We start from the raw sequence: 18,280 nt of genomic DNA on the forward strand, positions 1-18,280 counted from the left end.
CCGAGCAGCAACAGCAGACCGGCGGCGGCGGCGAAGAGCGCCGTCACCTCGATCGGTGTGCTCACCACGGTCCAGCGCAGGTCGATCGAGGAGTACACCTGCTGCAGCGACTGCTCATCGGCCGCGGTGAAGTACTGGCCGTCGGTCACCTCGGCGATCTGCTGCAGCGCGGCCTCGTCCAGGGCGGTGGCGATCTGGAACCCGTCGACCTCGAGCACGGTACCGGCTGCGGTGCCCAGCCCGATCGGGTAGATCCGTACCCCCGCGGTCGAGGCCAGGTCGGCCAGCGGACCGGGCTCGGGGTCGGCGGTGTTCTCGCCGTCCGACAGCAGAACCACGGCGGCAGAACGGGAATAGCCCAAGTCCGGCCCCTGGGGCTCGACCGATCCGTCGCTGCCTTCGTCGAGCAGTACCGGCTTGCCCACGATCGCACTGAGCGCACTCTGGATGCCGCGGCCGATCGCCGTCCCGCCGCCCGGGGTGAGCCGGTCGATGGCGGCGCGCACCGCGGCCCGGTCGGTGGTCGGTTGCTGGGTGATCAACCCGTTGTCGCCGAACGAGACCACCCCGATGCGGATCTGGTCGGGCTGGCGGTCGACGAAGGTGCGGGCGGCGGTCTTGGCAGCCTCCATCCGGCTGGGTTCCAGATCGGTGGCGGCCATGCTGCCGGAGGTGTCGAAGGCCAGCACCACGGTGCCCTCGCGCCGGGGTTCGGCCACGCTGGCCTGCGGCCGGGCCAGCCCGATCAGCAGCAGGGTCAGCGCGAACAGGAACAGCATCGGGGCCACGTGGCGCCGCCGTCCGGTGCTGATCGTGGTGGCGCCGCCGACGACCAGGCCCAATTCCGCCAACCGGGCGCGGCGCTCGGTCCGGCGGCGCAGCAACCGGCGATAGGCCACCACGAGCAGCGGGACGGCGAGCAGCGTGGTCAGCAGCCACGGCCAGGCGAAGCTGATCGGCGAGGTCACAGGCGTCGCCGCCGTCGCAACGCCGCGATGCGGGCCAGCGCGCGGACCAGGTCCTCGTCGGTGGCCACCGGGTGCAGTTCGGTGCCGGCCGCCCGGGCCGCGGCGACCAGCTCGGCCTGGCGCGCCTGCGCCGCGGCCTGCAGCCGGTGTCGGAAGCCGGCGTCGTCGGTGTCGATGAAGATCTGTTCGCCGGTCTCGGCGTCCTCGACGTACAGGCCGCCCACCGCGGGTAGGTCGGTCTCGCGCGGGTCGGTCACCTGGATGGCGACGACGTCGTGCTTGCGGGTGAGCTGGGCCAGCGGGCGGTCCCAGCCGGCTGCGGTGAGGAAGTCCGAGACCACCACGATCAGCGCACGCCGGCGCGCGATGCCGGCCATGGCATGGAGCGCTCCCGCCAGATCGGTGACGGACCCGGGACGTCGCGCCGCGGCGTCCGGGCTGTTCGGGGTTGTCGTCGTCAGCGCGTGCAGGATGCGCAGCACCTGGGTGCGGCCCTGGGCCGGGGCGATGGTCTGCTCGACCGCGGTGTCGAACAGCACCGCGCCGATCCGGTTGCCGCCCCGGGCCAGCAGTTGCGCCAGGGTGGCCGCGACCTCGACGAGCACCAGGTGCTTCTGCCGCTGCACCGGCCCGAAGGCCATGGACGGCGAGTGGTCCAGTACCAGCCAGGCGGTGACCTCGCGGTCCTCGAGGTACTCGCGCACGTGCGGGATGTCGGTGCGCGCGGTGACGTTCCAGTCGATCTGGCGTAGGTCGTCGCCGGGTTCGTACTCGCGCAGCTCGGCGACGTCGACGCCGCTGCCGCGGAACAGGCTGCGGTAGTCGCCCTGCAGTCGCCCGTCGAGCCGGCGGATGACCCGCCACTCCAGGCGGCGCAGCACCCGCTCCGGCGTCAGCGCGTCGGCGGCGGTGACCATGAGTCCACGCGGGGGGCCTCGCGCAGGGGGACCTCGGGCGGGGTCACCGCCTGCAGGATCGGGGTGAGCAGGGCATCGGGCGTGACGCCGTCCGCCAGGGCTTCGTAGGACAACACGATGCGGTGCCGCAGGACGTCGCGCGCCAGGTCGGTGACGTCGGCCGGCAGCGCGTAGTCGCGCCCCCGCAGGAAGGCCAGTGCCTTGGCCGCCAACACCATGTTGATCGAGGCCCGGGGGCTGGCACCGAAGGTCAGGTAGCGGGCCAGGTCACCCTGCCCGACCGAGCCGGGGTCGCGGGTGGCGGTGGCCAGCCGGACGGCGTACTGGATCACGCCGGGGTCGACGTAGACGTCGTCGGTGGCGCGTTGATACGCGAGTAGTTGCTCGGTGTCGATCACCGGCATGGTCTTCTCGACGGCGGTGGTCTGGCGCTCGACGACGACGTACTCCTCGGCCGCGGTGGGGTAGCCGACGAGCACCTTGAGCATGAACCGGTCGACCTGTGCCTCGGGCAGCGGGTAGGTGCCCTCGGATTCGATCGGGTTCTGGGTTGCCATGACGAGGAACGGGTTCGGCGCCGGGTGGGTCTCGCGGCCGATGGTGACCTGGCGTTCCTGCATCACTTCGAGCAGGGCGCTCTGCACCTTGGCCGGGGCGCGGTTGATCTCGTCGGCGAGCACCAGGTTGGCGAACACCGGGCCGAGCCAGACCTGGAACTCACCCTCGCGCTGGTTGTAGATCCGGGTGCCGATCACGTCGGCGGGCACCAGGTCGGGCGTGAACTGGATGCGCTGGAACTGCCCGCCGATGGTGGTGGCCAGGGTCTTGATCGCCATGGTCTTGGCCAGCCCGGGCACGCCCTCGACCAGTAGGTGGCCGCGGGCGAGCAGCGCCACGAGCATGCGTTCGATCAGCTGGTCCTGACCGACGATGGTCTTCTTGACCTCGTAGACCGCTTGCTCGAGAGGGTGTTTGGCGTCGTCCTGGGTGGTCATGGCGCTCCCGGGTTCATTCTGGTGGGCTCATTTCGGTGGTGCCCCACCGGCACCACCGGCGGCGCCGATCGGTACCGCGAAGCCGATCCCGACGAAGAAGGCCTGCTCGGCCGGGTTGGCCAGACCGGTGACCACGCCGACGACCTGGCCGGCCCGGTTCAGCAGCGGGCCGCCGCTGTTGCCGGGGTTGACCGCGGCGTCGAACTGGATCAGCCCCTCGAGTTTCTGGCCGGTGCTGCGTCCGGCGACGCCGTCGTCCACCGTGATGTCGCGATCGAGCGACGAGACCACCCCGGCGGACAGGGAGTGGATGAGCCCCAGCGGGTTCCCGACCGCGAACACGTCGCTGCCGATGCCGACGCCGCCGCCGAGCACCGCGGGCACCACGACCTCGGGCAGGGACTCGACGGCCAGGGTCGCGAGGTCCTTGTCGGGCTGGCGCTCGGTGATGCGGGCGGCGGAGCGGGTGCCGTCGGCGAAGGTGACCTGGATCGTGCCGCCGCCGTCGACCACGTGGAGAGCGGTGAGTACGGTGCCGTTGGCGTTGATCACGGTGCCGGCGCCCAGCCCGGTGCTGGTCGACGTGGACGGCGCAGCGGACGGTGCAGTGGACGGCGCGGCTGCCCGTTGGGTGGTGACGACCACGAGCGAGGGTTGGATCGCGCGATAGGCCGTCGCGGCGTCCGGGGGTGCGGCGCGGGCCTGTTCGGCGGCCTTGGCGACGCCGTCCTGGACGGCCTTGGCGACGTCCGCCTTGGTGATCGGCGCGGGCCCGGGCGGGCGCCCCAGCCACCAGGTCGCCAGCAGGACGACGGCCAGTGCCGCGCCGATCCCGAGCCAGGCCCGCCGGGACGTCCTCAGCCACGAGGGTCGGGAGAGACGGGAAGGCCGGGTCCAGCGCGGCATACGGGGCGTGGATCGTGGCGGGCTCTCGGGTTGCGATCCGGGGAGCAGTTCGACCGTGAGCTCGCGCGCAGACTCCGCCGGGGCGGAGCCCGGTGGCGTCGTCGTTGCCGCTCCCTGATCCATCAACGGACGATACGTCGGCAAGCGTGCTCCGGCATACCCACGGGGTGTCCGCTGGGCGGATTCACAGGTAAGTCCCAGGTTTCTGCTGATGCGTCAGCCGCAGTCTGTGCCCACCATGGTCCGATGACCGATACCTGCGAAAACCCTCCGAAACACACCATCCGGCCCCTGGCCGTCGGCGTGGCCGCTGCGGCGTTGCTGGCGCCGGTGCTCTGGTCGGCGCCGGCCACTGCCGCTGCCGTGCCCCGGAGCAGTTCTCTGGCCAGTTCTCCGGCTGCCGGGCAACGGGCCTCGGTCGGCGAGGTGACCCTGCCCGCCGGGATTCGCCCCGAGGGCATCACCTCCGGCCCGGGGAGCCGGTTCTATGTCGGATCGTTGGCCGACGGCCGGATCGTGGCCGGCGATCTGCGCACCGGATCGTCGTCCGTGCTGCTGCCCGGTGCCGCCGGCCGTCAGCTGCGGGGGCTGTACTTCGACGGTCGGACGGGGTTGGTCTGGGCCGCGGGCAATGTGGGTGCGGTGGCGCACGTGTGGGCCGTGAACGCGCGCACCGGGGCGGTCGTGGCCGATGTCGTGGTGCCCGGCGCGGTGTTCCTCAACGACCTGGTCGTGACGCGGAACGCGGTGTGGGTGACCGACTCACGGGCCGACCGGCTGACCCGGATCGCTCTCGGTCGCGGTGGTTCGCCGTCCGGGGCTGCACCGGTGTTCGTGGCGCTGCGGGGTGCCTGGCCGGCGGGGGACGGAACAGCCGTGAACGCCAACGGCATCCGCGCCCTGGCCGATGGCTCGCTGATCCTCAACAACAGTCGGGTCGGTGGCCTGTGGCAGGTCGATCCGGCGAGCGGTGTGGCTCGGCAGATCCCGATCTCGGGCGGCCCCGGCATCGTCGCCGGTGACGGCCTCGAGCTGCGCGGTTCGACGCTGTACAACGTGCGCGGCAGTGGCCCGGCGGAGGTCTCGGTGCTGCGGCTGCGGTGCGATCACGGCGCCTGGCGGGCGACCTGGGTGCGGGCGCTGACCGACCCACGCCTGAATGTTCCCTCGACCGCCACGCTGGTCGGCTCCACCCTGTGGGCAGTGAACGCCCGCTTCGGGGTGGCGGACCCGGGTACGGCGGCCTACTGGGTGACGCCACTCGCCGTGCGGTGATCGGGTTCGGCGCTGCAGGGCACCTACCGTGGGGTCATGGAGCCGGCACCCTTCACCCGTGAGGACCTGCTGCGGCTGGTGACGTGGCACATGCCGTTCGGCAAGTATCAGGGCACGCTGCTCGCCGACCTGCCGGGGCCGTACCTGGGCTGGTTCGCCCGGGTCGGCTTCCCGGACGGCGACCTCGGGCACCTGCTCGCCGTGATGCACGAGATCAGCCACAACGGGCTACGTGACCTGTTGACGCCGTTGCGCCACGACCCCAGCGTCAGAACGGCGGATGTTCCGACTCGGTGGTGATGATGCGCCCGGTGGGGGTGACCCATTGCGTGATGGGTAGTCCGGTGCCGGGGTCGATCAGGGTCGGGGTGAAGCCTCGTTCGCGGAGCCGGTGGTGGTGTTTGCACAGGGGGTGCAGGTTGCATTCGCAGGTGGGTCCGTCCTGGCTGTGGGGGATGCGGTGGTCGACCTCGCAGGTGATGGCGCGGCGTCGACAGCCGGGGAAGGTGCAGCACTGTTCTCGGGCCTGGACCAACTCGCGCAGCAGTCCGGTGGCGGTGCGGACCAGGGCGTGGGGTGCCTTGCCGATACCCAACACGGTGCCGTGGGTGGGTGAGCCGGGGGTGTCGTCGGTGATCAGGCACCGCCAGGTGGCGGTCACACCCATGCGGTGCAGCCCGGCGAGCAGGTCGCGGATGGCGTCGGCGGTCAGGGGTCCGTAGTCGTTGGCTTCGCCGATGCCGTCGCCGCCGAGGACGGCAGAGAGGGGCACGGTGATGTGGACTCGGGGTCCGGGTAGGGATGCGAGGGAGTCGGGTGTGAACGGTTGGGGTGGTCGGCAGCCGGGTGGGCCGGTTGCGGCGGTTGGGGTGCACGCGCCGGTGCCGGTGCCGGTGGGGGTGTCGGGCGCGACGTCGTTGGCCTCGGCCTCGGTCTCGCACCTGGCGTCGGGTTCGCGCTCGGCTTCCGGCTCGAACTCGGCCTCGGCCTCTGGCTCGAACTCGGCCTCTGGCTCGGCGTCGAACTCGGACTCGGCGTCGGATGGGGATGCGGCCTGCGTGTCGGCGTTTGCGTCGGGCTGGTCCTCCGCCTCCGCCTCCGCCTGGGCCTTCGCCTCCGCCTGGGCGTCATCGTCGGCTGCTGCGTTGGAGGGGGATTCGGTCTGCGGTTCTGGCTGGGTCGCGGCCTCGGTGGTGCCAGCACCGGTGGGGGTGCCGGTGCCGGTGATGAGGTCGGTGATGATGTCGGCGCGGATGGCGGCGGTGGGGCGGGGCTGGTCGGGGTCATCGCCGGCGGAGGCGTGGGCGAGTAGGGCCATCCGGATCGCTTCGATGGCTTCGACGGAGGTGGTCAACGTCATTCGTCCGGTGCCGGGGCCGGCGGTGCGGAACGCGACGCGGCGGCGTTCGATGTTGTCGGCGATCTGTTCGGCCAGGTCCCGGGGGTCAGCCTTCGCGACGATGCGGTCGAGCCAGGCGGCGAGTTGGCCGTAGGTCAACGCGGTGACCTTGACCAGCAGTTGTGGTTCCAGCCGGGTCAGGGTCTCGCCGGGTAGGTGGCGGGTCTTGGCGTGGACCAGGCGGGCGGTGTCGATGTCGACCTCCCCGGTGGCCAGCAGGTGCCACAGGCCGGGCAGGCGGGCAGGTAGTTCGCGCAGGGTGTCCACGCGGGCGGCGAGGGTGGTTTCGGCGAGGACGCAGGTGGTGGCGGTTTCGGCGATCGCGGCGCGGTAGCCCAGGTCGTGGTCGGCGAAGACGGGTTGCGCGTTGACCGGGTTGTCCGCATCGTCGGCGGCGCCGTTCTCCCACCGGGTGATGAGTTCTTCGGCGGCGATGGTGGCGGCGAGTTTGGCCCAGGTCGCCAGGCGGCATCCGGCGGCGGCCAGGTCGGCGACGGCCCGGTCGGGTAGATCCGCCAGGCACCCCAACTCCACACCCGCGTCGGGGTCGGGGATCGAGAGGGCGGCCAGGTCACCGACCGCGGTCTGTACCGCTGCCGCCAGGCGGGCACCGGCCTCACCGGCCAGGGCCGCGACCAACCCCTCCGGGCCTGGCTCACCGACGGTGCTCACCCCGTCCGGTCCGCGAAGGGCGTCCGCTGGGCTCGGCCCGCCCGGTGCGTTCATGCCGTCCGGCCTGCGCCCGCTGTCGGCTGTGCCAACGATTGCCGGTGAACGGTCCTCGTCCGATGCGGTCTGGTCCTCCGGTGCGTTCCGGGTGGGCAGTGTGGTCAGGGCGGCCACCGGGACCAGCTCGGCCAGGTGGGTACACCGCTCGGTGAGGCGGGCGATCCGTCGGGTGGCCCAGTCCTGTTCCTCACTCAACCGGTTCACGCGTCGCTCCAGGCGACCACACGCCGTCCGCAGCTCACCATCGCGCGCCCGCAACTGGGCACACTCCGCGCGCAGCGCAGCGACCTCGTCGGGGTCACCCGACTCGGCGAAGCACGCCTGCATCACGGACATGGAGGTAGTCTACTCGAACATATGTACGAGTACAAGAGCGGCGAATCATCAACTCGGCGACGAATTGACCAGGTGGCTCGAGTGGGCTGACCCCTCGACCCGTCGACTCGCTCGCCGTGTGCGCGGGTGACGGGCGGGGACCGGGAAGCGAGATCGCGGGCGTGGAGGGCATTCCTCGCAGTGGGGTAGTAGCGGCCCTTCGCGAGCTGTGCTGCCGTGACCAGGTGAGGATTGTCAGACAGTGTGCGCGGAGTGCATGATCACCCCGGGCGCCACGACGAGCGCCGCCATCACCAAGGGGTCAGCAGTCGAAGACCGACCAGCAGATCTCGTTGCGTAGCCGCTGATCGTCGAGCACCAGCTTGCGGATCGGCTCCGGTAGCTGGTCGCGCTGCCACTGGCACTCCAGGCGTCCGGCGCGCTCGCTCTCGCCGGGCGGCGCAGCGGCGCGTGCCGCCTTGATCGCATAGGCGGCGGCGCCGAGTTCGTGTGCGGCGACGTGGGCGACGACCGCGGCTTGACCGGCGGCGTAGGCGGTGTGGCGCGCAGCCCCCGTCAGCTCCCGGGCCGCGGCCATGGCATGCCCACCCGCCGCTCGAGCCGCGGACATCGTGATCTCGTCGCGCGCCCAGGCACGAGCCTGCTCGATCGCGTGCCGCGGCCGCGGGTCCTGTGGCCGCACCGACTCGAACCGGTCGAGCACGTGCTCGGCACACGTTGCCGCCCACAGTGCCAGCAGGTGGTGATCGGCGTCGGTGAGCGTCCCACCCCGGCGGATCGTCACGAACCGCGGGTCGCGGACCGTCGGCAGGATCACGCCCGACCGACTGACCGGCGCCGCAACTCGGCCAGCATGTGACAGAACGTGGCGCCCTGCTCGATGGCATCGTCCACGGCAATGTGGTTGTGCGGCAACGGATCGAACCATTCCCGCGGCATCGTCCGTTTGCTCACGGCGCGAAACTCGGTGCCCAGCAACGCCATCGCCAGCGTCTTCATGTCGAGCGCAGAATGGCTGAACGGGCTCCGCCCGGCGAACCGGATCAAATACCAGTACACGAACATGAAGTCGTAGCCCGCCGGATACGCCACGAACACCGGCTTGCCCGGCAGCGTGCCGAGCCAGGCGACATACCGAGGCATCACCGCCTCGGGCGCCTCGGGATCGAGCCGACAGGCTTGCCAGGCAACGGGATTGCGCTGCCACCACGCCATCGTGTCCGGGTGACCCTGTGCCTCCGGCAGCGTGATCAGGTTGGCCGAGAAGGTGTCGACCAACGTGCCGTCGTCCTGATAGGCCGCCGATCCGAAACTGAGCATCGAGTGCGGCCCCGGGATCGGCCCGTCCGCCTCGACGTCGGTGCTGACATAGATCTCGGTCACGTCACTCCCCCGTTCACAGCCCGACCAGGTCGGCCGCCCGCCGCATCTGATCGTCGAAGAAGGCTGCCCGCAACGTGGGGTCGTCGTCCACCACATTGTGGGTGTGGCCGAACAGCTCGAACGAGACCGCGCCGACCAGCATGGTCCAGGCGGTCAGCCCGCGGGCCAGCAGTTCGTCCGGCAGCCCGGCCACCTGGTCGCGGATCGGGTCGAGCGAGCGCTGCACCGGCTCGGGCAGTTCGGCGAGGTCATCCGGTGCGATCAACCCGCGGCGTACGCCGTCGACCAGGATGCCGATGAGCACGGTCGGCACCCGGGAGGCCGGCCCGATCGTGGTCTGCGGCGCGGCGTAGCCGGGCACCGGCGAACCGAAGATCAGCGCATGCTCGTGGGGGTTGGCCTGCGCCCAGGCGCGCATCGCCCGGCAGGTCGCCTGCCAGCGCCCTCGAAGATCGTCGCGGACGACGGCCGCCTCGGCCTGTTCGGTCGCCTCGCCCAACCCGTCGTAGGCCTCGACGATCAACAGCGTCAGCAACTCGTCGCGGCTGGCCACGTACCGGTACACCGCGGACGACACCATGCCGATCTCGCGGGCCACAGCCCGCAGCGACAGCGCCGCCGGCCCGACCTCGGCCAGTTGCCGGCGGGCCTCGGCGACGATCTCGCGGGTCAGCTCGGCCCGAGCGCGCTCCCGGACGCCGGCCGCGCGCCGGGGGGCCGGGGTACGGGTCGCGTCGACGGGCGTCATGCCGCGAGCATGCCCTCGATTGCGAGCAATGGCAACAACCGAGAGCACTGCTCTTGACTTTGTCGGACCACCGACCGATGCTCGTCTCAGCAAGAAGAGAGCAATGCTCTCGCCCATGAGCAGCGATCACATCATCAGGAGCCCGCCGTGTCCGTTCCCACACCATCCGCCCCCCTGCACGTCATCGTCGGCGCCGGCGCGGTCGGCACCGCCCTGGCTCGTGAGCTCGTCGCCGGCGGCGCGCGGGTCCGCATCCTGACCCGCTCGGGATCAGGCCCCGACCACCCCGCCGTCGAGCGCATCGCGCTGGACGTCGCCTCGGCGTCCACCCCCGGCGCCACCGCCGACCGGCTCGCCGAGCTGACCCACGGTGCGGCGGCCATCCACAACTGCGCCAACCCCGCCTACCACCGCTGGCCGACCGACTGGCCGCCCATCGCGAATGCCCTGCTCGCGGCGGCCGAGAGCAGCGGCGCCGTCCTGGTCACCTGCTCGAACCTGTACGCCTACCACCCGGACGACACGCTGGCGGCCTCGACGTCCGGCACCGGCATGACCGAGGGCCTGCCGCTGACCAACCCCGGCCGCAAGGGCAGCGTCCGGGCCCGGATGTGGACCGACGCGCTCGCCGCCCACGCTGCCGGGCGCCTGCGGGCCACCGAGGTGCGTGCCTCGGACTATCTGGGAGCCACCTCGGCCAGTGCTCTCGGCGACCAGGTCGTGCCGCGACTTCTCGCCGGCAAGCCGGGCCGGGTGCTCGGCGACCCCGATGTGGCCCACGCCGTCACCTACGTCGGCGACGTCGCCCGGCTGATGGCCGTCGTCGCCACCGACCCGCGCGCCTGGGGCCGACCCTGGCACGTGCCCACCCACCCGGCTCGCACCGTGCGCCGCATCGTCACCGACCTGGCCGCGGCCGCCGGGGTGCCGGACGCCGGCGTCCAGCGCCTGCCGATCTGGTTCCAACGGGCGCTGGGGCTGGTCCTGCCCTTCATGCGCGAACTGCCGGAGGTGGCCTATCAGCACACCACGCCGTGGCGGCTGGACTCCTCGGCCGCCGAGCGGACCTTCGGGCTCGAGCCGACGCCGTGGCAGGAGATCCTCGTCGCTCACCTGACGCCGTATCTGGCGCCGAGGAATGCGAAGGACACGGAACGGATCGCCCGTCACTGACGTCGTAGCGATGTGGTGAATCGCCGTGACTTCATGACCCTGCTGACCCTCGCTGGAACGGGAGTGCTCACCGTGCCGTCACTGACCGGCTGCTCCGGCCCCACCAACGGCCCCAGCGGGACCACGGTGAACGCCGACCTGGTGCGCTCGGATCTGCCGCGAGACCCCGCCGACGCGGCGGACGCCCAGCCCGCGTACACGGCGGTCTCGGCGTTCACCGCCGACGTGTACCGCACCCTGGCGGCCCGCGGCAGCGGCAACCTGGTGTGCTCGCCGTTCTCGGTGGCGATGGCGCTCGGCATGACCGTGCAGGGCGCCCGCGGCGCCACCGCGACCGAGCTGCTCGGCGCGCTGTACGCGCCGACCGGCGCGACCCTGGAGGCGTCGAGGGCGGTGGCTCGTCGCCTGAACGCCCTGGACGTCGCGCTGTCCGCCCGGGCGGGCACGGTGAAGCTCTTCGACGGCAGCACCGGTGAGGTCGCGCTCAGCTCGGCCAACAGCCTGTGGGGGCAGCGAGACCTGGTGTGGGACAAGGGGTTCCTCGACGTCCTCGCGCTCGACTTCGGCACCGGCATGCACCAGGTCGACTACCGCACCGCGACCGAGAAAGCGCGAACGGCGATCAACGGCTGGGTGAGCGAGCAGACCCACGAGCGGATTCCCGAACTGCTCGCCGAGGGAGTGCTCGCCCCTGACACCCGACTGACCCTGGTGAACGCGCTGTACCTGAAGGCGCCGTGGCAGACCCCGTTCGAGAAGGCGGCCACCCGTCCGGCAGCGTTCACCCGGCTCGACTCCTCGACGGTGCAGGCCCCACAGATGAACGCCACCGTGTTCGCGGCCCACGCCACCGGGCCGGGCTGGTCCGCCGCGCGGCTGCCGTACGCCGACGGCCGGTTGGCGATGACCGTCGTCCTGCCGGAGGCCGGTCGGTTCGCCGAGATCGAGAAGCAGCTGGACGGCGCGTGGCTGGCCGGCGTCCAGACTGCCCTGCGCCCGACGCAGGTGCAGATCGGCCTGCCCCGATGGACGACGCGCAGCCAGGCCTCGCTGCGCTCCGTGCTCGAACAGCTGGGGATCCGGCAGGCATTCACCGACGACGCCGACTTCTCGGGCATGACCACACAGGAGCGCCTGCAGGTCGCCGCCGTGGTGCACGAGGCGTTCGTGGCGGTCGACGAGGCGGGCACCGAGGCCGCCGCAGCCACCGCCGTGGTCATGCGGGTCACCGGTGCACCGGCCGAGCCGGCCCGTCTGATCGCCGACCGGCCGTTCCTCTACGTCATCCACGACAACGCCCAGGGCGCCGCCCCGACGCCGTTGTTCATCGGCCGGGTGCTCGACCCGACGGTCTGACCGGGGCTCTGCCCGGCCTGATCAGCGGTCGAGCAGCACCACGCGGCCTCGGCCCTCGCTCTTGGCCGAGTACAACCCCTGGTCGGCGGCGGCGATCAGATCGTCGACCTCGGTCGCCGGCCCGCTGATCACACCGATGCTCAGCCCCACGCTGAGCCCCGGGGCGACCTCGTGCCAGGGGTAGGCCATCACCCGGTCGAGCAGCTCGTGCCCGCGGCGCTCGGCGTCCGGCAGTCGGCGGCTGATCAGCAGCAGGAACTCATCGCCCCCCAGTCGCACGGCCAGGTCGGTGGCCCGGGTGGTCTCGACCAGCAGCGCTCCCAGCCGGCGCAGGGCCTCGTCCCCGGCGGGGTGGCCGAAGGTGTCGTTGACCTCCTTGAACCAGTCGACGTCGACCATGAGAACGGTCAGCTCGTCGTCCGGCTGTGCCTGCCGCAGCCGCTCGAGATGGCGTGAGTAGGCGTGTCGATTGGCCAGGCCGGTCAGTTCGTCGACGTAGGCCCGCTCGGTGAGGCGCTGGTTGTCGAGCAGCACCTTCTCGGCGAGCGTCTGGTTGCGGGTGGCGGCGAGCACCAGTTGGCGCGAATCCCAGCGCATCCGGGTGGTGTGCTCGGCATACCGGCGCCAGCTCGAGTTCGGCGCCTCGGCCGCGGTGGCGAGCGAGAGCGCCAGCGGCAACAGACCCGCCGCGTGATCAGGGTGCATGACCGTCAGAGCCCGTTCGGCGTGGCGTGCCGTCGCGTTCCGGTCGCCCGCGTCCAGGGCGCGGATCGCCCGCCCGACGTGGATGCAGGCGCCGCCGGCACCGTGATCGCTGTGGTGGGTCAGGAGCAGATCGGCGTCCTGGGCCGACTCCGGCTCGCGCGCGATCGCGGCGAGCAGGTACCCCACGCTGCGCACTTCGACGACCCACTCGGTGGGCAGCCCCTGCAGGCTCTGCGCGGTCGGCCGGGCGCGGTTCGCCGCCACCGCTGCCGCCGCCTCGCGCTGACCCGACTCGGTGAGCAGACAGCACAGGGGCACCGCGGCGCTCAACCGGTTCACCACGGCGGTGCGCCGATTGAGGTCGGCGATTCGATCGAAGGGCGCCGGCAAGGACCGCTCCACGATCCGCGTGACACTGTCGTACATCTCGAGGGCGAGTTCCCAGAGCCCGCGTCGGTGGAAGGCCAATCCGCAGACGTTGTAGGCGCTCGCGGCGTGGACGCTCGACCCGCCGTCCTCGTCGAGCAACGCCACCGCGCGGGCCAGGTCGCGGGTGCCCGACTGGCACCCGACCGGGATCCACCATCCGGTGACGGTGGCGCGCAGGGCCTGACACAGGGCGGTCAGGGCGCGATCGGGGAAGGCCGCGGCGGCCTCGGCCATCGCACTCAGGTGCAGCTCGGCGCCGTCAGCCGTGCTGTCCCGAGCCCTCAGCTGTGGCGCCGTGGTGTCCAGACCGGCGTACCGGGCGAAGTGCACCACGGCGGCGACATCGGGCCAGCCGCGCTCGGAGGCCAGGTCGAGCAGGTGGCCGAGTTCGGCGGTGCAATCCCGCAACTGGGCGCATTCGACCAGGTCATAGGCGCGCACCAGCGCGGTTGCACGCGCATCCACCCCCTGGGACATACCGCGATCGTTGCACGCTGATGTGGCCGCCACGCGCGGTCGATCGAGAGCCCGCCTACAGTTTCCGTCGTGGCGGATCGGCAGGCTCGGTGGCGCCGAGCGGAGCTGGCTCGGTTCGTGGACGCCGCGCTGATCCGTCGGGTGCCGCGCGATCACACCGAGTCGGACGCCGCGTTCCGTCGCCGGCGGCTGGTCTCGCTGGTCACGGCGGCGTGTGGCGCCGTCCTGTTGTGGGTCTCGTTTCGCATCGAGCCGGGGGATCGCCGGTTCTACCTGACGACCTTCACCCTGGCGCTGGTCTGGACCATCGGCGCCTTCGCCTCCGGGCCGCTGCACCTGGGTTGGGCCTTCACCCGCAGCGGGCAGCGGCTGGCCCGGCCGGTGGTGCAGTCGTTGGCGCTCGGAGTGCTGGCGGTGGGGGTGTTCACTGCCGGTGCGCTGATCGTGGCCCGGTTGCCACTGCTGCGCGACAGTCTCAACGACGTGCTCGACCACGCCCGATTCGGCTCGCTGCCGGTGGTTGCGGTGATCACCCTGGTGAACGGGGTGGCCGAGGAGCTGTTCTTCCGGGGCGCGCTGTTCGCCGCCATCGGACGCCGCTACCCGGTGGCCATCTCGACGGCGCTCTACGCCCTGACCACGGTGTTCAGCCTCAACCTGATGTTGGTGTTCGCCGCGGCGGTACTCGGCATGGTGGTCGGGTTGCAGCGGCGGGTGACCGGCGGCGTCCTGGGCCCGATGATCACGCACGTGACGTGGTCGCTGAGCATGTTGCTGATCCTGCCGCCGCTGATCACGGCCCTGACCTGATCATCTGACCTGATCGCGCCGCTCGGATCACCGCGTGCCAGCATGGGGCATGAGCTCAGGAGAACCCGAGACCACCGAACGCCTCGCGCTGGTCACCGGAGCATCCGGCTACATCGGGTCTCGTCTGGTGCCCGAACTGCTGGCGCGCGGCTGGGCGGTGCGGGTTCTGGTGCGGCGGGTCGCCTCGGTGCGCGACCGGGCCTGGTTCGCGAACGTTCAGGTGGTCGAGGGGGACGCCGGCGCGGCGGATTCGCTGGCGAAGGCGCTGGACGGCGTGGACGTCGCCTACTACCTGCTGCACTCGATGGACGGCCAGGGCGACTTCGAGGCCCGCGACCGCCGGCTGGCCCGCACGTTCGGGCAGGCCGCCCGCCGGGCCGGGACGCCGCGGCTGGTCTACCTGAGCGGGCTGCACCCCGAGGGCGAGCTGTCGGCCCACCTGGCCTCGCGGGTCGAGGTCGGCGAGATCCTGATGTCCAGCGACGTGCCGACCGCGGTGCTGCAGGCCGCGGTGATCCTGGGCGCCGGGTCGGCGTCCTTCGAGATGCTGCGTCATCTGACGCAGCGACTGCCCGCGATGATCGCCCCCAAGTGGCTGGCGAATCGCATCCAGCCGATCGCCGTCCGAGATGTACTGCACTACCTGGTCGGCGCGGCCGATCTGGACGCCAGGGTGAACCGGACCCTCGACATCGGGGGCGAGGAGGTGCTCACCTACCGGCAGATGATCGAGCGCTTCGCCCGCGTCGACGGCCGGCTGCCGCGGCTGATCGTGACCGTGCCGGTCTTGACGCCCTGGTTGGCGAGTCAGTGGGTGGGCCTGGTCACGCCGGTGCCCTCCGGGTTGGCGAAACCTTTGGTGGGCAGCCTGTTACACGAAGTGATCTGCGGCGAGAACGACATTCGTGACCTGGTCGGTCTGCCGCCCGGTGGGCTCACCCCCTACGACGACGCGGTACGGGCGGCGCTGGCCGGCGACGGCGAGCGCCCCGAACCGGGCACGGTCGAACCCGAGCGCCTCACAGCAGCCGACCCGGCGTGGGCGGGCGATGCCTGAGCGGCAGGACGCCGCACGCCGCGGCCGCTGCTCGGTACCTGTGCAGTCTGCCCTCGTCGACGTGGGGTCGGCCGGCGAGCCGCTACTGCGTGGCGGGCAGGTAGAACTCCAGAGGGATGCCGTCCGGATCGCGGAAGTTGAGGTGTGATCCGAACGGCGACTTCTCGACGCCGGAGGTGATGACACCCATCTCGGCCAGCCGCTCCTGCCAGGCGTCCAGCTCGGCCTGGTCGGCGCACACGAAGGCCACGTGGTCCAAGCCCACGTGCCGCTCGGTGAACGGCGCCGGGTCGACGTCCGTGGGCTGGCGCAGGTCGAGGGCCTGGCCGTCCGGGGTCAGGTAGATCTGCATACGGGCGGGTTCGGCGAACTCCGCCACCTTGGTGAAGCCGAACAACCGCTCGTACCACGGTCCGCTGCGGGCGATGTCGGTGACGGTCAGGGCGACGTGCTGAAGGCGCATCTGCGGCATGGCTGCCGCCTCCCTCGAGGGCTGCGGGCACGGCTGGTCCGTGACCGCGTGCAGTTCCCGATCTACACCCGCGTCGGGCCCGCCGCGCCGGGCCCGACGTCCCGAGCCCGACGTCCCGAGCCCGCGCGCCACGGGTGCCGAACGACGGCCACGCCCGCCGGGTCACGCCGGCCGGTACGGCTGCACGATCCGGGTCTGCCACGTGGTCGGATCCGGCTGCTCCGCCGGGTCGCTGAGGTAGACCTCCCAGGGAGGGCCGGAGGGTGTGCCGCCGTGGTCATCGATCCAGGCGTGGACGGCGGCATAGGCCGGTTCCATGGCTTCGTAAGGTCCGATGTGGATCATCACTGCCGTGCTCCCGCCGGGCAGTTCGCCCGGTCGCACCGGGCCGGCGTCCGCGATCGCGGTGCCGACCGGGAAGCCGGCCTCCACCGTGAAGGTGCCGTCGCCGTCGTGCCGGTACCGGGCGAAGGGTGGCCCGGCCAGCGCGATGCCCTGGGCGGCAACGGCTGTGGCCACTGCGCCGAACGCCTCGGCCAGCCACGGACCGATAGCGGCCACCGTCAGGGTGGCCTCCATCACCGCCACGGGCTGAGGGCGGTGCATCTCTTCGTGGATCTGCTGGTCACCGGTCATGGCGACAACCCGCCCTTCTCGACATCGAAACTCACGACGCGCCGCAGGACGTCGTCCTCGTCGCTGATCACTCCGATCCGGCCGCTCGCGGCGAGCGCCGACACCTCGCCGAGGGCTGCGGGGTCGTTCACCGGCCAGGTCATCACCAGCTCGACCCGCTCGTGCAGGGCGGCGGCCACGGCAGGGGTGAGCAGCGAGCGGTGCACCGAGACCCCGTAGGTCCGCGGCTCGGCTCGCAGGCGCCGGCTCAGCAGGACGAGCTCGCCGCGATTCCGCGCGGAGAGCACGGTGCGCACCCACGGCAGCCGGTCGAGCGGCCGAAGCGCCGGCCAGTACCGCGAACAGATCAGGACGGGGCGCCCGGGGGCGTACGCGTGCAGCATGCGGGCCACTCGGTCGCCGATCTCTGCACGCCTCCCCTTGAGGTCGAGCATGAACGTCGCTCCGCCGTCCGCGGCCTGGAGCAGGTCGTGCAGACCCGTCCGGGGGGCCGACGCCGGATGCAGCTCCCAGCGGTCCCACAGCCACGGCAGCGGCCCCAGCGTCTTCAGGTGCCGGATCTCGAGCCGGCCCCGGTAGCTGTGCACGTCGGCCTCGATCACGTCCGCGCCCAGCGCGACCGCCGAGTGCAGGCGGGCCATCGAGTTGCCGGCGCGATGCGCCACGGCCAGCAGGGTCATCGCGCGCTCCCGGGTGTCGGGACGGGTGGCCGCGCGTGCCCCGGGCGTCGGCGGTCGAGGGCGTCCGCCGCCCACAGGCCGATCAGGGCCAGCGCCAGCCCGGCCACCACGTCCAGCAGGTAGTGGTTGCCGGTCAGGATCACCGCAGCAACCATCAGGACCGGCAGCAGGTACCCGGCCAGGCGCAGCCAGAGGTGACCGGCGGCGCCGGCGATGGCCAGGCCGACCAGCAGGTCCCAGCCGGCGTGCAGGCTGGGCATCGCGGCGTACTGGTTGACGAAGGCGGGTGGCTGCAGCACCCGGTAGGCCAGCGACTGCTCGCTCACCGTGTCGACGATGCCCAGGGAGGCCAGCCGGGGCGGTGCGACCGGGTAGAGAGCGAAGATGAACAGCCCGATCCCGCCCGAGATCATCATCGCGTCCCGCAGCCGGACGAACCTGTCCCGATGCCGGGCGGCCAGCCAGACCAGGGTGGGCACGATCACCGGCCAGTGGCCGTAGATGTAGACCCAGTTGGCCGGCGCGACCAGCCAGTCCCAGTGCACCAGCACGCGCTGCAGGCCGGCCTCGATGTCCAGCCCCGTCGCGCGCTCGAGGGCCATCAGGTCGCGGGCGTGGGTCTGGGCGATCTCCGGCGTCCCGGCGGTCAGCCCGCGCACCCGGAAGTAGACGAACAGGGCAGCCGTCACCATGGCGACTTGGGTCAGGATCCACCGCACGCCGGCGTCGACGGCGTGCAACGGGTGGCTGAGCACAGCTGGCATCGCTTCACCCCGGTTACCGGCTCATCGTCTCGCAGCCGGAACGCCCAGCCAGGCGACCTTCGGCC

At 71.8% G+C, this 18,280-nt stretch carries 19 protein-coding genes; 6 read left to right on the plus strand and 13 right to left on the minus strand.

The genetic code is table 11. The features are described from left to right. The 4 genes from IPK24_20390 to IPK24_20405 all read right to left on the minus strand — a co-directional run. Nucleotides 1-968, minus strand: a 968-nt coding sequence (locus IPK24_20390) for a VWA domain-containing protein (GenBank protein ID MBK8077847.1), incomplete at its 3' end; no start/stop codon positions are given. Next, complete coding sequence (locus tag IPK24_20395) at nt 965-1,885, minus strand: DUF58 domain-containing protein (GenBank protein MBK8077848.1); 921 nt, start codon at nt 1,883-1,885, stop codon at nt 965-967. The genes IPK24_20390 and IPK24_20395, both read right to left, overlap by 4 nt. Further along, on the minus strand, nt 1,861-2,880 hold the full coding sequence (locus tag IPK24_20400; GenBank protein ID MBK8077849.1) for a MoxR family ATPase: 1,020 nt from the start codon (nt 2,878-2,880) through the stop codon (nt 1,861-1,863). Before IPK24_20400 ends, IPK24_20395 begins: the two co-directional genes overlap by 25 nt. 27 nt (nt 2,881-2,907) lie before the next feature. Beyond that, nucleotides 2,908-3,786, minus strand: a complete 879-nt coding sequence (locus tag IPK24_20405) for a trypsin-like peptidase domain-containing protein (GenBank protein MBK8077850.1) — start codon at nt 3,784-3,786, stop codon at nt 2,908-2,910. A gap of 318 nt (nt 3,787-4,104) precedes the next feature. Here IPK24_20405 and IPK24_20410 point away from each other — a divergent pair, with 318 nt between their 5' ends. Both IPK24_20410 and IPK24_20415 read left to right on the plus strand, forming a co-directional pair. Then, complete coding sequence (locus IPK24_20410; GenBank protein MBK8077851.1) at nt 4,105-5,061, plus strand: hypothetical protein; 957 nt, start codon at nt 4,105-4,107, stop codon at nt 5,059-5,061. Between the two features lie 36 nt (nt 5,062-5,097). Beyond that, nucleotides 5,098-5,361, plus strand: a complete 264-nt coding sequence (locus IPK24_20415) for a DUF3820 family protein (protein MBK8077852.1) — start codon at nt 5,098-5,100, stop codon at nt 5,359-5,361. On the opposite strand, the gene IPK24_20420 is transcribed toward IPK24_20415, so the two are convergent. From IPK24_20420 to IPK24_20435, 4 genes are all read right to left on the minus strand, one after another. Beyond that, nucleotides 5,330-7,525 (minus strand): hypothetical protein, encoded by a 2,196-nt coding sequence (locus IPK24_20420; protein MBK8077853.1) that lies wholly within the window; start codon nt 7,523-7,525, stop codon nt 5,330-5,332. The genes IPK24_20415 and IPK24_20420 overlap by 32 nt on opposite strands. A gap of 301 nt (nt 7,526-7,826) precedes the next feature. Beyond that, the gene (locus tag IPK24_20425) at nt 7,827-8,342 is read right to left on the minus strand and encodes a hypothetical protein (protein MBK8077854.1); all 516 of its coding nucleotides are present in this window, start codon (nt 8,340-8,342) and stop codon (nt 7,827-7,829) included. After that, complete coding sequence (locus IPK24_20430; GenBank protein MBK8077855.1) at nt 8,339-8,908, minus strand: exonuclease; 570 nt, start codon at nt 8,906-8,908, stop codon at nt 8,339-8,341. The genes IPK24_20425 and IPK24_20430 overlap by 4 nt, the downstream gene beginning before the upstream one ends. Before the next feature lie 13 nt (nt 8,909-8,921). Further along, entirely contained in the window at nt 8,922-9,656 is a 735-nt protein-coding gene (locus tag IPK24_20435; GenBank protein ID MBK8077856.1) for a TetR/AcrR family transcriptional regulator, read from the minus strand. Nucleotides 9,657-9,830: 174 nt separating this feature from the next. Here IPK24_20435 and IPK24_20440 point away from each other — a divergent pair, with 174 nt between their 5' ends. Together IPK24_20440 and IPK24_20445 are read left to right on the plus strand one after the other, a co-directional pair. Then, complete coding sequence (locus tag IPK24_20440; GenBank protein MBK8077857.1) at nt 9,831-10,829, plus strand: NAD-dependent epimerase/dehydratase family protein; 999 nt, start codon at nt 9,831-9,833, stop codon at nt 10,827-10,829. A 12-nt stretch (nt 10,830-10,841) separates the two neighbouring features. Continuing rightward, the gene (locus IPK24_20445) at nt 10,842-12,185 is read left to right on the plus strand and encodes a serpin family protein (protein ID MBK8077858.1); all 1,344 of its coding nucleotides are present in this window, start codon (nt 10,842-10,844) and stop codon (nt 12,183-12,185) included. Nucleotides 12,186-12,206: 21 nt separating this feature from the next. Here the strand turns inward: IPK24_20445 and IPK24_20450 are convergent, their stop codons facing one another. After that, nucleotides 12,207-13,784 (minus strand): GGDEF domain-containing protein, encoded by a 1,578-nt coding sequence (locus IPK24_20450; GenBank protein ID MBK8077859.1) that lies wholly within the window; start codon nt 13,782-13,784, stop codon nt 12,207-12,209. Between the two features lie 81 nt (nt 13,785-13,865). On the opposite strand from IPK24_20450, the gene IPK24_20455 reads away from it, so the two are divergent. Together IPK24_20455 and IPK24_20460 are read left to right on the plus strand one after the other, a co-directional pair. Beyond that, a complete protein-coding gene (locus tag IPK24_20455; protein MBK8077860.1) occupies nt 13,866-14,606 on the plus strand; it encodes a CPBP family intramembrane metalloprotease in 741 nt (246 codons plus the stop codon). A 49-nt stretch (nt 14,607-14,655) separates the two neighbouring features. Beyond that, a complete protein-coding gene (locus tag IPK24_20460) occupies nt 14,656-15,663 on the plus strand; it encodes an NAD(P)H-binding protein (GenBank protein MBK8077861.1) in 1,008 nt (335 codons plus the stop codon). 82 nt (nt 15,664-15,745) lie between these two features. Here the strand turns inward: IPK24_20460 and IPK24_20465 are convergent, their stop codons facing one another. From IPK24_20465 to IPK24_20480, 4 genes are all read right to left on the minus strand, one after another. Beyond that, on the minus strand, nt 15,746-16,135 hold the full coding sequence (locus IPK24_20465) for a VOC family protein (protein MBK8077862.1): 390 nt from the start codon (nt 16,133-16,135) through the stop codon (nt 15,746-15,748). 162 nt (nt 16,136-16,297) lie between these two features. Continuing rightward, complete coding sequence (locus IPK24_20470) at nt 16,298-16,771, minus strand: GyrI-like domain-containing protein (GenBank protein ID MBK8077863.1); 474 nt, start codon at nt 16,769-16,771, stop codon at nt 16,298-16,300. Beyond that, entirely contained in the window at nt 16,768-17,451 is a 684-nt protein-coding gene (locus IPK24_20475; GenBank protein ID MBK8077864.1) for a glycerophosphodiester phosphodiesterase, read from the minus strand. Before IPK24_20475 ends, IPK24_20470 begins: the two co-directional genes overlap by 4 nt. Further along, on the minus strand, nt 17,448-18,215 hold the full coding sequence (locus tag IPK24_20480) for a phosphatase PAP2 family protein (protein ID MBK8077865.1): 768 nt from the start codon (nt 18,213-18,215) through the stop codon (nt 17,448-17,450). Before IPK24_20480 ends, IPK24_20475 begins: the two co-directional genes overlap by 4 nt. Nucleotides 18,216-18,280 lie beyond the last annotated feature (65 nt).

It is taken from the genome of Kineosporiaceae bacterium (assembly GCA_016713225.1).
Lineage (GTDB): Bacteria > Actinomycetota > Actinomycetes > Actinomycetales > Kineosporiaceae > JADJPO01.

Excerpts from the sequence above, each read along its gene's own strand:
- IPK24_20395 (MBK8077848.1), bottom strand. The coding sequence starts at position 1,885 with ATGGTCACCGCCGCCGACGCGCTGACGCCGGAGCGGGTGCTGCGCCGC.
- IPK24_20400 (MBK8077849.1), bottom strand. The coding sequence starts at position 2,880 with ATGACCACCCAGGACGACGCCAAACACCCTCTCGAGCAAGCGGTCTAC.
- IPK24_20405 (MBK8077850.1), bottom strand. The coding sequence starts at position 3,786 with ATGCCGCGCTGGACCCGGCCTTCCCGTCTCTCCCGACCCTCGTGGCTG.
- IPK24_20415 (MBK8077852.1), top strand. The coding sequence starts at position 5,098 with ATGGAGCCGGCACCCTTCACCCGTGAGGACCTGCTGCGGCTGGTGACG.
- IPK24_20420 (MBK8077853.1), bottom strand. The coding sequence starts at position 7,525 with ATGTCCGTGATGCAGGCGTGCTTCGCCGAGTCGGGTGACCCCGACGAG.
- IPK24_20435 (MBK8077856.1), bottom strand. The coding sequence starts at position 9,656 with ATGACGCCCGTCGACGCGACCCGTACCCCGGCCCCCCGGCGCGCGGCC.
- IPK24_20460 (MBK8077861.1), top strand. The coding sequence starts at position 14,656 with ATGAGCTCAGGAGAACCCGAGACCACCGAACGCCTCGCGCTGGTCACC.
- IPK24_20465 (MBK8077862.1), bottom strand. The coding sequence starts at position 16,135 with ATGCCGCAGATGCGCCTTCAGCACGTCGCCCTGACCGTCACCGACATC.
- IPK24_20470 (MBK8077863.1), bottom strand. The coding sequence starts at position 16,771 with ATGACCGGTGACCAGCAGATCCACGAAGAGATGCACCGCCCTCAGCCC.
- IPK24_20475 (MBK8077864.1), bottom strand. The coding sequence starts at position 17,451 with ATGACCCTGCTGGCCGTGGCGCATCGCGCCGGCAACTCGATGGCCCGC.
- IPK24_20480 (MBK8077865.1), bottom strand. The coding sequence starts at position 18,215 with ATGCCAGCTGTGCTCAGCCACCCGTTGCACGCCGTCGACGCCGGCGTG.